The organism is Microbulbifer sp. (assembly GCF_036563125.1).
Classification (GTDB): domain Bacteria; phylum Pseudomonadota; class Gammaproteobacteria; order Pseudomonadales; family Cellvibrionaceae; genus Microbulbifer.
The window spans coordinates 1-11,498 of record NZ_DATCMV010000140.1; the positions used below are offsets into that span (position 1 = coordinate 1).

At 62.0% G+C, this 11,498-nt stretch carries 13 protein-coding genes; 3 read left to right on the plus strand and 10 right to left on the minus strand.

What is annotated here, in order from left to right:
- On the plus strand, window positions 1-574 hold a 574-nt coding region (locus VIL80_RS11925; RefSeq protein WP_332036331.1), incomplete at its 5' end, for a M20/M25/M40 family metallo-hydrolase.
- 171 nt (window positions 575-745) lie between these two features.
- Window positions 746-1,657: a dimethylarginine dimethylaminohydrolase family protein gene (locus tag VIL80_RS11930; RefSeq protein WP_332036332.1), complete on the plus strand. Its 912-nt coding sequence runs from the start codon at window positions 746-748 to the stop codon at window positions 1,655-1,657.
- A 60-nt stretch (window positions 1,658-1,717) separates the two neighbouring features.
- Here VIL80_RS11930 and VIL80_RS11935 read toward each other — a convergent pair whose 3' ends face one another.
- The 7 genes from VIL80_RS11935 to tsaC form a co-directional block, all read right to left on the minus strand.
- Window positions 1,718-2,119, minus strand: coding sequence for a hypothetical protein (locus VIL80_RS11935; RefSeq protein WP_332036333.1), 402 nt, complete (start codon window positions 2,117-2,119; stop codon window positions 1,718-1,720).
- Window positions 2,120-2,338: 219 nt separating this feature from the next.
- On the minus strand, window positions 2,339-3,454 hold the full coding sequence (locus tag VIL80_RS11940) for a 5-(carboxyamino)imidazole ribonucleotide synthase (RefSeq protein ID WP_332036334.1): 1,116 nt from the start codon (window positions 3,452-3,454) through the stop codon (window positions 2,339-2,341).
- 50 nt (window positions 3,455-3,504) lie between these two features.
- Window positions 3,505-3,996 carry a 5-(carboxyamino)imidazole ribonucleotide mutase gene (gene purE, locus VIL80_RS11945; RefSeq protein WP_332036335.1) on the minus strand — a complete coding sequence of 164 codons (492 nt, stop codon included), beginning with the start codon at window positions 3,994-3,996 and terminating at the stop codon, window positions 3,505-3,507.
- 359 nt (window positions 3,997-4,355) lie between these two features.
- Window positions 4,356-5,186, minus strand: coding sequence for a shikimate dehydrogenase (gene aroE, locus VIL80_RS11950; protein WP_332036336.1), 831 nt, complete (start codon window positions 5,184-5,186; stop codon window positions 4,356-4,358).
- A 32-nt stretch (window positions 5,187-5,218) separates the two neighbouring features.
- Window positions 5,219-5,650 carry a DUF6841 family protein gene (locus VIL80_RS11955; RefSeq protein WP_332036337.1) on the minus strand — a complete coding sequence of 144 codons (432 nt, stop codon included), beginning with the start codon at window positions 5,648-5,650 and terminating at the stop codon, window positions 5,219-5,221.
- A gap of 58 nt (window positions 5,651-5,708) precedes the next feature.
- Window positions 5,709-6,614: an oxygen-dependent coproporphyrinogen oxidase gene (gene hemF / locus VIL80_RS11960; RefSeq protein WP_332036338.1), complete on the minus strand. Its 906-nt coding sequence runs from the start codon at window positions 6,612-6,614 to the stop codon at window positions 5,709-5,711.
- Window positions 6,615-6,677: 63 nt separating this feature from the next.
- The gene (gene tsaC, locus VIL80_RS11965) at window positions 6,678-7,280 is read right to left on the minus strand and encodes an L-threonylcarbamoyladenylate synthase type 1 TsaC (RefSeq protein ID WP_332036339.1); all 603 of its coding nucleotides are present in this window, start codon (window positions 7,278-7,280) and stop codon (window positions 6,678-6,680) included.
- 257 nt (window positions 7,281-7,537) lie between these two features.
- Here tsaC and rrtA point away from each other — a divergent pair, with 257 nt between their 5' ends.
- The gene (gene rrtA, locus VIL80_RS11970) at window positions 7,538-8,194 is read left to right on the plus strand and encodes a rhombosortase (protein WP_332036340.1); all 657 of its coding nucleotides are present in this window, start codon (window positions 7,538-7,540) and stop codon (window positions 8,192-8,194) included.
- On the opposite strand, the gene VIL80_RS11975 is transcribed toward rrtA, so the two are convergent.
- From VIL80_RS11975 to VIL80_RS11985, 3 genes are all read right to left on the minus strand, one after another.
- Entirely contained in the window at window positions 8,182-9,324 is a 1,143-nt protein-coding gene (locus VIL80_RS11975; RefSeq protein WP_332036341.1) for a PQQ-dependent sugar dehydrogenase, read from the minus strand. The two genes, rrtA and VIL80_RS11975, sit on opposite strands and share 13 nt — an antisense overlap.
- 69 nt (window positions 9,325-9,393) lie before the next feature.
- Window positions 9,394-10,557 (minus strand): DNA-processing protein DprA, encoded by a 1,164-nt coding sequence (dprA, locus tag VIL80_RS11980; protein WP_332036342.1) that lies wholly within the window; start codon window positions 10,555-10,557, stop codon window positions 9,394-9,396.
- A gap of 108 nt (window positions 10,558-10,665) precedes the next feature.
- Window positions 10,666-11,498: peptidoglycan-binding protein (locus VIL80_RS11985; protein ID WP_332036343.1), on the minus strand; the 833-nt coding region annotated here is incomplete at its 5' end.

Here is an 11,498-nt window from a genome sequence, read left to right on the forward strand (position 1 = left end):
CGGCCAGCCCTGCCACGCCGGCCCCAGCCCGATGGAAACCCGCCGCGATCCGTTCATGGGCCTGCACCGCATCCTCGACGAGCTGTACCAGCTCGCCGCCGAACACGGCCCCTGGGCCCGCGCCACCTTCGGCGACATCCGTGTCGAACCCGGCAGCCGCAACACCGTGCCGGAGAAACTGGTCCTCGCCGTCGACCTGCGCCACCCGGACCAGAAAATCCTCGACACCATGGACCAGCGCTTCCGCGAAATCGCCGCCCGCGTTGCCGACGAAGCCGGCCTCGAACAGCAGATCCGCGATGAATGGCGCTCCCCCGCCGTCGCCTTCGACCCCAAATGCGTCGAAGCCGTGCGCAGCGCCGTGGCCGAGCTCGGCTACAGCAACAAGGAAATGGTTTCCGGCGCCGGCCACGACTCCGTATACATCTCCCGCGTGGCTCCCACCAGCATGATCTTCGTGCCCTGCGAAAAAGGCCTCAGCCACAACGAGGCAGAGAATGCCAAGGCGGAGGACCTGGAAGCCGGCGCGAATGTGTTGCTGCACGCCATGCTGAAAATGGCAAAAGCGAGCTGACGAAGCAGATATCTAGATGCGAAGGCGCGGCTGCCGGGAGTAGTTCGCGGGACCTTCCGCGAGAGGGACCTCGCGGAAGAGCCCCCAGGGATGGGTTCACGGCGTGTCCCGCGAACTGCTCCCGGTAGGCGCGCCGCCACCGAACCAAGATAGAATTTACCGGGACCAGAAATGACCGAATTCACCTACAAACACCGCAACGACAACGGCGATACCGCTCCGCTCACCCGCTGGGGCATCGACTCCGAATACGGCGTACTCACCGACCTGCTCGTCGGCCCCATCGACCACTACACATGGCAGATGGGCAACGCCGCCTCCCGCCGCTCCGTCCGCCTCGGCCGCGAATTCAATGCCGACGTTGCCAAACGCCAGCACCAGGAAATGCTCGACGCCTACAAACACGCCGGCGTCACCACCCACCTGCTGCCCGCCGACGCCAACCTCCCCTACCAACTCTACGCCCGCGACAGCAGCGTCATGACACCCTGGGGCCCCATCGTCACCCAGATGTACTCCCCCTGGCGCCGCGGCGAATGGGTCGACGTGATCAAGACCTACCAGAAGCTGGATATCCCGGTGTACGACATCATCACCGCCGGCAGCCTCGAAGGCGGCGACTTCATGGTGCTGGAGCCGGGCGTCATCCTGTGCGGCTACAGCGGCGAGCGCACCTCACCGCAGGGCTTCGAGCAGATGAAAAGCTGGATCGAAAAAGAAGGCTGGGAAGTAAAGGGCTACCAGTTCGACCCCTACTTCCTGCACCTCGACGTTCTCGTAGCGGCGCTTGCGGAAAAACTCGTCGCCGTGTGCGTGGATGCAGTAGAGCCGGAGCTGGTGCAGTGGTTCAAGGCCCGCAATTTCGACATCATCGACATCTCCTACCCACAGGTGATGGAGCTGGGCGTGAACGTGGTGGCGCTCGGCAACGACCGCGTGATGCTGCCGTCCGACAACACCGAGCTGAAAGAAAAATGTCGCGCCCGCGGACTGGAAGTGATCGACCCGGATATTTCCATGATCACCGCCGGCGGCGGCGGTGTGCACTGCATGTGCCAGCCGCTGGCGCGCAAGCCGGCGTAAGCTGCACGCGAAAAAAAGGGCTGCCACTGGCAGCCCTTTTTTATGCACAGAATTTAAGGATTATTTCCCCTGCGCCCGTAGCAGGCCGGAGCCGGCGATACCGCCCGCCGCGCAGGCCAGGATAATCACCAGCGGGGTCAGGGTTCCCAGCGCCAGCGCGCCGATGCCCAGGCCGCGCATCGGCAACAGGATCAGCAGCAGGATACCGGCGGGAATCAGTGACAACAGGAAACCGCGGGTCAGCCAGCTCTTCTGCCACGGCAGCATAAAGATCAGGCCGCAGATGCCACCCCACACCACCCGCTGATACACATAGGCGCTGGAGAGATAGGGCGCGATATCCACATGCAGGAAGCGGCTGAACCCGTAGTGCCCCATCGCCCACAACGCGAGCGCATAACCCAGCCCGGCAAAACAGCCGGCGGCAAAACAGAAGGACAGGTCTCTCAGAAATTCTCGCACTTGCTACCTCCACAAATGGTGTTCGCGAAAACGCTATTTTTTTATTTGGGAACGATTGGCAGAGGAGTATGCCAGAAGCACAGGATCGAATCGCAAATCCGTGCTCGCTTTTGCTTACCGCTGAGGACAGGGGTTGGTGCAGAAATAAAAAACGCGCGGCCCCGATTGGCAAGGAGATGTCCGGGGCCGCGCGCTCAGAAAGGGATCGGCGTTTCAGCCTCAGGCGGGGCGCTTGGTTTCGCCGTAGAGTTCTTCCAGCATGCTGTCGATACGTGCGGCCAGTGCCTCCTGGGAATCGTCCACCAGGATCACGTGGCCCATCTTGCGGCCCGGGCGCAGCTCCTTGCCGTAAGACCAGACACCTTCGTTCGGCAGCGCCGGCTTTTCGTCCACGCCGAGCATGTTGATCATCACCGCCGGGCGCGCCGCTGCGGTATCGCCGAGATCCATGCCGAGGATCGCGCGCACGTGGTTGGCAAACTGGCTGGTCTTGGCTCCAGCTAAGGTCCAGTGACCGCTGTTGTGCACCCGCGGCGCCAGCTCGTTGATCAGCAAGCCGTCGTCGGTGACGAAACATTCCATCGCCAGCACGCCCACGTAGTCCCAGGCATTCATCAGGGTGGCCAGGTAAGTCTCGGCAGTGTGCTGCAGCTCTTCACTCACGTGCGGTGCCGGCGCGGTGGAAACCAGCAGGGTGCCGTTGTAGTGGTCGTTTTCCGCCAGTGGGTAGGTCACGACCTTGCCGTCGGCGGTGCGCGCACCGATCAGGGAAACCTCGCGGGAGAAGTGGATGCCGTTCTCCACCACGTATTCCGACGCGGGCACATCGTTGGCGATGGCGGCGAGATCGTCATCGCTGTTCACGCGCCACTGGTTCTTGCCATCGTAGCCGTGTTCACAGCTCTTGATAAACGACGGGTAGCCCAGCTGTTTCACCGCCGCGCAGATCTCGTCGTAGTTGTTCGCCGGCAGAAACGGCGCCACCGGCAGGCCGGCGGCAGTAATCGCAGTTTTTTCACGCAGGCGGTGCTGGGTTTTCTCGAACGCATCCGGGCGCGGGTACACCGGGCAGAATTTTTCCAGCGCGCGCAGCAGTTCGGCGGAGACCCCTTCGCGTTCGGCGGTGATCACTTCGGGCTCGCCCATGGCGCGGTACAGCGATTCGATATCCGCGTCATCGGTGATGTGCACGATGGTACCGAGGCCTTCCACACAGACGGTGTTCTCACCACCCTCGGCGAGGAAACTGAACTCGATGCCCAGCGGGCGCGCTTCCTGGGCCATCATCTGCGCCAGCTGGCCGCAGCCGACAATGCCTACTCGTCTGACCGTCATTTCCACACCTCTACAAACTCTTCAAATCTCTGCCCGGTCACTGCGCGGGCTTATTCCACTTCGAACGGCACGCCGGCGCTCTGGTTTTCGCGCCACTGGATCAGGCGCTGCTGCAGTTCCGGGTCGGACAGGGACAGCATCTGCGCCGCCATCAGGCCCGCGTTGTAGGCGCCAGAAGCACCCACGGCCTGGGTGGCTACGGCCACACCTTTCGGCATCTGCACGATGGACAGCAGGCTGTCCATGCCGGTCATGAATTTGCTCTCCACCGGCACGCCGATCACCGGCAGCGGGGTCATGGCCGCGATCATGCCCGGCAGGTGCGCGGAGCCGCCGGCACCGGCAATGATCACCTTGGTGCCGCGCTCGTGGGCGGTGGTGGCGAACTCCACCATGCGCTGCGGCGTGCGGTGGGCGGAAACCACTGCGGTGGCAAAGGGAACTCCCAGCTCCGTGAGCGGCTTGGTCGCCATTTGCATGGTGGGCCAGTCGGATTGGGACCCCATTACGATGGTGACCTTTTCGAAGGGAAGTTGTTTCACTTGCGGTTAACTCCAGTGGTTCGCGAGTGCCGGGGCTCTGGTTCCGCCGCCGGCACAGGTAAGGAGGGGGTCTCGTTTCAGGAAATGCCCGACCCGCTCCGAATTGAGGGGCGAGAGGATACCAAAAAACCGCCAGAAAGCACGCCACGCGGCGCTTTCTAGGGTGTTGCAGGCGGCTTTTTGCCAATACTTTTACCGCACAAACCGCCTACATCGCCCCTAAACGGGAAAATGCGACAGTGGCACCGGAAAGATAGTGTGGAGAGCCGGTCACGACACCTTTCCGTGACCGTCAGGTAGTGGAGTACAAAATGGCGACAAAGAGCGGTTTTTGGTGACGTTGTCCCACACCGGAATGGCTAACCCTGCTGTTTGCTCTGCAACCGGGCACGCAACTTCGCCAGCACTGGTGCCACCTGCGGGCGCACCCCGCGCCACAGGTAAAATGCCTCCGCCGCCTGCCCCACCAGCATCCCCAGACCATCGGCGGTCTCGGCACCCAGCGCGCCCGCCCAGCGCATAAACGGGGTCGGCTCGGCCCCATATACCATGTCGTAGGCGCAACAGCCCGGCCCCACCACCGCTTCGGCGATCTGCGGCCGCTCTCCGGTCAGCCCGGCGGCGCTGGCGTTGATGATCAGATCGAATCCCGCAGGAATATCCTCCAGGCCACCGGCGCTAAGGCGGCCGTACGCGGAAAAGTCCTCCGCCAGCTGCAGCGCTTTCGATGCGGTGCGGTTGGCGATATGCAGCTGTGCCGGCTGTTCGTGCAACAGCGGCAACAGGGTGCCGCGGGTGGCGCCGCCGGCGCCCAGCACCAGCAGCTTCTTGCCCTTTATCTCCCAACCCAGTCGGTTGCGGATATCCGATACCAGGCCCGGGCCATCGGTGTTGTCCCCCAGTAGCGAGCCGTCTGCCTGCAGCGCCAGTGTATTCACCGCCCCAGCGGTGCGCGCGCGCTCGGTCAACTTTTCGGCGTATTCAAATGCATCCAGCTTGAATGGCGCGGTAACGTTTAAGCCCTTTGCGCCCGCGGCAAAAAATTCATCCGCTGCCGCCTTGAAGCCATCCACCTCCGCGAACAGCTTGCCGTATTCCAGATCCTGATCCGTTTCCTGCGCAAATGCCGTGTGAATTTCCGGAGACATGGATTGTTTGATGGGATTGCCGATGACTGCGTATCGATCCATGACAATATTTCGCCGACTTAGTAATTATCTTGCTACTGCTGACGCAGTGCATTTTTCAGCTGCACGGTTTCATTCACACCGATCAGCCCGTCAATTTTCAGTTTTCCCGCGTACTCACACACCATATAGCGGGTAATCGCACTGTAAATCTGCTTCGGCTTTTCGCCACGGGTATCCAACAACACCCAGTTCAGGGTGGCGAGGCTGGTGTTTTCATTCAGCTCGATCACATCGGTCACGGCACCGACGATCTGGTTTACTCCGAGTTTTTCATACTGCTTCAACAGTTTTTTTACCCGGCCAATAAAATATTCGCGGCTCAGCTCTGATTTTTTGCCGTTGGAAAAATAGTAGTGAATCGGGAAGCGATAGAAGTCCGCGATCTGTTCGGCATCGCGCGCTTCGAACAGGCGGCGGTATTCGAGGAACAGTTTGTTGATGTCTTCCAGACGAGCCTTGCTCATACTTGTTTTCCTTCATGGAATACCGCAATCCTTTGCGGTAAAAATCTGATTTCCCGTCTTACACCCAATCTCTGTGCGGAAGGAAATCGGTATAGAGTTTTTCTTCCGGGGAGCCCGCTTCCGGGTGCCAGTCGTAGCGCCAGCGCACTTCTGGCGGCAGCGACATCAGAATGGATTCAGTGCGACCGCCGCTCTGTAATCCGAACAGGGTGCCACGGTCGAAAACCAGATTGAATTCCACGTAGCGCCCGCGGCGATACAGCTGGAAATCCCGCTCGCGCTCGCCGTATGGCGTGTCCTTGCGCTTGTTCAGAATTGGCAGGTACGCATCCAGATAACTGTCGCCCACCGCCTGCATCAGACCGAAGGCGTGTTCGAATCCACCCTCGTGGAAATCGTCAAAGAACAGGCCGCCGACTCCGCGTGCTTCATTCCGATGCTTGAGATAAAAATATTCATCGCACCATTTCTTGAAGCGGGGATAAATATCCTCGCCGAATGGGGCGCAGGCATTTTTCGCGGTCTGGTGCCAGTGCACCACATCTTCCTCGAAACCGTAGTACGGCGTCAGATCGTAACCGCCACCAAACCACCATACCGGCTCGGCGCCCTCTTTCTGCGCCACAAACAGACGCACATTCGCGTGGCTGGTGGGCGCATAGGGGTTGCGCGGGTGAATCACCAGGCTCACGCCCATTGCCTCGAACGAGCGGCCCGCCAATTCCGGACGCGCCGCGGTAGCGGACGGCGGCAGCTTGTCGCCGTGTACGTGGGAAAAATTCACCCCGCCCTTTTCAATCACGTGGCCGTTTTCCAGCACCCGGGTGCGGCCACCGCCGCCGCCCTCACGCTCCCACGCGTCCTCAAAAAATTCGTTGCCGTCCACCGCCACCAGCGCCGCACAAATGCGGTCCTGAAGATTCAGCAGATAGTCTTTGACGGCCTGGATGTCGACATTATTCATGCAAAGCTCGCGAATTGGGTTCGGCGGTATTTTTATAGGTCGGAAGAAAAGCGGCGCGCGCACTCAGCCGGCGCGCACAATCCTTCCGCTGGAGGCATCGCGGATCTCGCTCGGAGCCGAGCGACCACCGGTATTGCCACCACCGACAAAATCCAGTTCGTCGCCGAAGTAGCGCAGCACCTGGTACTTGTGCCGTGCCGGCTGGCAGCCGGTTGGATTGGCGGAGGTGGATACGATAGCACCGCCGAAGGCGCGTGATAATGCCGCGGTAAACGGATGACTCGTATGGCGCAGGGCCACGCTGTGATGGACCCCGGTGACCCAGGAAGGCACCTGATCGAAATGTGGCACCAGCCAGGTGACCGGGCCTGGCCAGGTGGCGTCGATACGCGCACGCTGGTCGCCTGAGAGATTGTGCAGCAAGTCAGCGAAATGCTTCACGTCGCCGGACACCAGAATCAGCCCCTTTTCCAGTGGGCGGTTCTTGAGCTTGAGCAGGCGTGCAACGGCATCCGGATTGGAAGGATCGCAGGCAAGTCCCCATACGGATTCGGTGGGATGGGCAATCACGCCCCCGGCAGCCAGTGCGCGCACGGCGGTGGCCATGGTCAGGCCGAAGCGGTGCAGGATGGAGTGCTGGTTTAATTGGGATTGGTTTTCTGACAAGGGTCGGGACTCTTTCGTGTCTTGCGCTGCTGCAAACGTTGCGACACCGCGGCTCACAGGGGAGCGCCGCAATTTATCGGATAGTACCAGCCTAGACAAGGCTGGCCGGGGAAGCGTGCCGGTTCGCGCCACCGCGCTTTCTGTTCACAACCTGCGTTGGCGCACATTTCTACACACGGTGTTGCCTGTTTGTCTACTGACCCGACTTTCCAGCTGTGGGATACTGCGGAAAGATTTTGAGACAATAGATTTACCCCATGTCTGTACCCTTCCTGCACACCAGCCGAATACTCCTGAAACAACAGGGGTTGGGCGGACCGCTGCTGCTGTTTGCCGCGGTGCTGTGCTGCTGGTTGCTGGCGCCGGTGCTGTCACCCCTGCTGGAGTATGACCGCACGGCAATTGGCGGCGGACAGGTCTGGCGGCTGGCGAGCGGTCACCTGCCGCACACCAACCTGCAGCATTTGCTCCTGAACAGCGCCGGCCTGCTGCTGTTGTGGATCCTGCATGGCCCCCACTACCGCATGGGCAACTTTGTTCCCACCACCGCGGTGGTGGCACTGGGCACCGGTCTGGGACTGCTGCTGTTTTCACCGCAGACCGATGTGTACCTCGGACTCTCCGGGGTGCTGCACGGCTTGATCATCTGGGGCGGCTGCCTGGATATCCGCGCGCGCTGGCGCACCGGCTACCTGCTGGTAGCGGGAACCTGGATCAAGGTCGGGCTGGAACAGTATTACGGTGCGAGCGATGCCACCGCGCAGCTGATCGATGCGGCAGTGGCAGTGGACGGCCACCTGTGGGGTTCGGTGAGCGGAACCGTGCTGGGCCTGCTGGCACTGCTGCGGCCAGCGAGCCCGGTAAAGGGCACCAGCGACAAGGCCGCCCAGCCCTCACAATCTCAACCTTCGTAAGTCACCCGGTAAATGGCGCCGGCGTAGTCGTCCGATACCAGCATTGCGCCGTCTGGCATCACCAGCACATCCACCGGCCGCCCCCAGTTTTCCTCGCCCTGCAACCAGCCGTCGATAAACGGCTGGTAGGCGGTGGCCTCGCCCTTGTCGTTCAGGGTGACCATGCTTACCCGATAGCCGATCTTCTTGCTGCGGTTCCAGGAACCGTGTTCGGCGATAAACACCTGGTTTTTATAGGTCGCCGGGAACTGGCTGCCCGTGTAGAACTTCACACCCAGTGGCGCCACATGCGGCCCCAGCTGCTGTACCGGCGGCGCGTAGGCGCTGCACTGCTTGCCCTCCCCGAATTCCGGATCAATCACATCACCGCCATGGCAGTAGGGGTAGCCGAAGTGCTTGCCCGCGACCGGCGCGGTGTTGAGTTCGCAGGGCGGCGTGTCGTCCCCCAGCAGATCGCGGCCGTTGTCGGTAAACCACAGGTTTTTGGTCTGCGGGTGCCAGGTGAAGCCGACGGTGTTGCGCACTCCTTCCGCCCAGGTCTCGGTGGCCACCACCTTGTCGCCCTCGATTTTCAGGCGCTGGATATTCGCGTAGTCGGGCTCATCGCAGATATTGCACGGCGCGCCGATGGGCACATAGAGCCAGCCGTCGGGGCCAAACGCGATGTATTTCCAGCCGTGGTGTTTATCGGGAAACTGCTCGGTAATGGTGACCGGCTGCGGCGGGTTGTCGAGCCGCGACTCGATATCGTCGAAACGCAGGATGCTGGTGACGGCGCTCACATACAGATCGCCGTCCTTGAAGGCAACGCCGGTGGGCAACTTGAGGTCCTCGGCAATGACCTTCACTTCGTCCGCCTTCTGGTCGCCGTCCTTGTCCAGCACCGCGTAAACCTTGCCCTCGCGCATGGAGCCCACGAACAGGGTGCCCTTGTCGCCGCGCACCATGTGGCGCGCATTGGGCACATCCCTGCTGTAGACCTCGATCTTGAATCCGTCCGGCAGGCGCAATTTGTCGAGGTGAATTTCGCGTGACTCGGCGCCGGCGCCGGTTGCGAGGGTCAGCGCCAGCGCGCCAGTGATGATGGCGATTTGGCGCCGTGGAGAAGCGAGGTGTTTGAACAGCCCCATGGTTGGACACTCCCTGAAAATAACAGGTGTGACCCTAGCGGCTTTTTTGTGTTGCGGCCAGTGGCCAGGTCATCCCGCCAGTTCGGCCAGTTCAGAAAAAATCCGCGCACCGCGGCCACTGAGCTGATAGCCGCCCGGCAGCTGTTCCACCAGTCCCTCCAGTTCAAGCTGCAGCAGACTCGCCATCAGGTCGCCGGTTTCAGCGCCGGTATCCCGCGCCAGCTGTTCGATATTGCGGAGATCACCGCCCAGCGCCTGCACTATCCGCCGCTGCTCCGTGCAGAGGTCGGGAGCCTCGCGCGCGGATTCCTCGAACAGCCCCGGTTGGCTCGCCATGCCGGACAGCAACCCGCCAAGTTGTTGGACGATATCGCCGCTGGTCTCAACCAGGTGTGCACCGTGCTTGATCATGTGGTGACAGCCCCGCGCCATCGGATTGTGGATGGAGCCGGGGATGGCAAACACCTCACGATTCTGCTCCAGCGCCAGGCGCGCCGTGATCAGCGAACCGGAACGCACCGCGGCCTCCACCAGCAGTGTGCCAAGGCTGAGGCCGGAGATGACTCGGTTGCGTCGAGGGAAGTTGGCCGCTTCCGGCGCGGTGCCCAGCGGCATTTCACTGACGATGGCGCCGTCGGCGGCGAGTATCTGCTCGTTGAGCACGGCGTTGCGCACCGGGTAAACCTGGTCGACGCCGGTGCCCAGCACGGCAATGGTTTTGCCACCGACTTTCAGCGCACCGCTGTGGGCCGCGGCGTCCACGCCCAATGCCAGGCCGGAGGTGATCGCAAAGCCGGCGGATGCCAGGTCGGCGGCAAAATCCCGCGCGTTGTCGAGGCCGGCGCGGGTGGCGCGGCGCGCGCCGATCACCGCCACCTGTGGTAATGACAAGGCGTGGGGATTGCCACTCACATACAGCACGGGCGGCGGGCGGTGGATTTCTTTCAGCAGCGTGGGGTAGTTATCGTCGTCCCGATGCAGCAGGTAGACGCACTGTTCGGCGCAGCGTTCGCGCTCGGCCAGTGCCCACTGCCCCAGTTCACTGTCCAGCCCGAGACGTTGGAATTCCAGCAACTGCGCGCGGGCGCGTTCAGGCAGCTTGCGGGGCAGACTTTGTGGAGATTGTTGCAGGGAAGCGGCGGCGGAGCCGAAGCGCTCCAGCAGTTGCCAGTAGAGGCCGGGGCCAATGCCCTCGAGCCGAAGCAGGGAGAGAGTAGCGGTCAACGCATCCATGCGCAGGTACCTCTAAAAATGATCTTTTTACACGCGCGTTATGCGACGTGCGGTGCCTCCGGTCAGAGGTACAAAGCCTGACCGCAGGAGGCACCCTTATTGTTACCTTCAGGGATTTCTAACGAGATCCATAACCGCCAGCGGCTTGTCGGCTTCCAGCACCAGACCGAGGCTCATTTTTTCGAAGCTGCGGAATACCATCAGCACGCCAGCGCGCTCATCCGGCAGTTTCACGTTCTGGCGGGCGAGCTGGTCGCGCACGGTGGCGCCACGCTTGTAGATGGCGAGTACATGGCCAGGCTCAAGGCCTTCGCGCAGGCCGCGGTTGATGGCGACCACGTCGTATTTGGCAACCTGGGTCACGCCCTCTTCCACGCCGAGAATCACACCTTCCACGGGCATCTCGGGGTAACCCGGCTGGAACAGAGCGGCAATAGCGCGCTCTTCAACCGGCAACAGACGATCCTGCAGGCGGATGTCGCGACTGGTGCGGGTAACATCCATGGTGGCGACGGCAAATTCGGTGTTGGCGTTGTCCGCGTCCAGCTGGCGCAGGTCCACGGAGCCTACGTCCAGAGCCTGCTGGCCCAATTCCTCACCGGTGTAGGGGTCGGCGTAGATCGGGCCGGGACGGTAGATGCCGTAGGACGGCAGCGGCTGGCGGAAGTCGCCACGGGCGTAAATCTTCTCGCCGGCACCCATCAGGATGCGCTGGTCCTGACCGGAGATGACGTAGGGCACGCCGTTGAACGCGCCCGGACCGACGATGCGGCTGCGGGACAGGAAGGCGTTGATGGCGTCCAGCGGGATGGCCGGGATCGCGGATTCGATCGGCTCGCGGCGCACGGCCGGGCCTAAACGGTTGTTGCTCGCCGGGCTCAGCTTGTAAGCAGTGGGCGCACGCTCGAGTTCGAGGCGCGGCTGGCCGTCGATATACACGA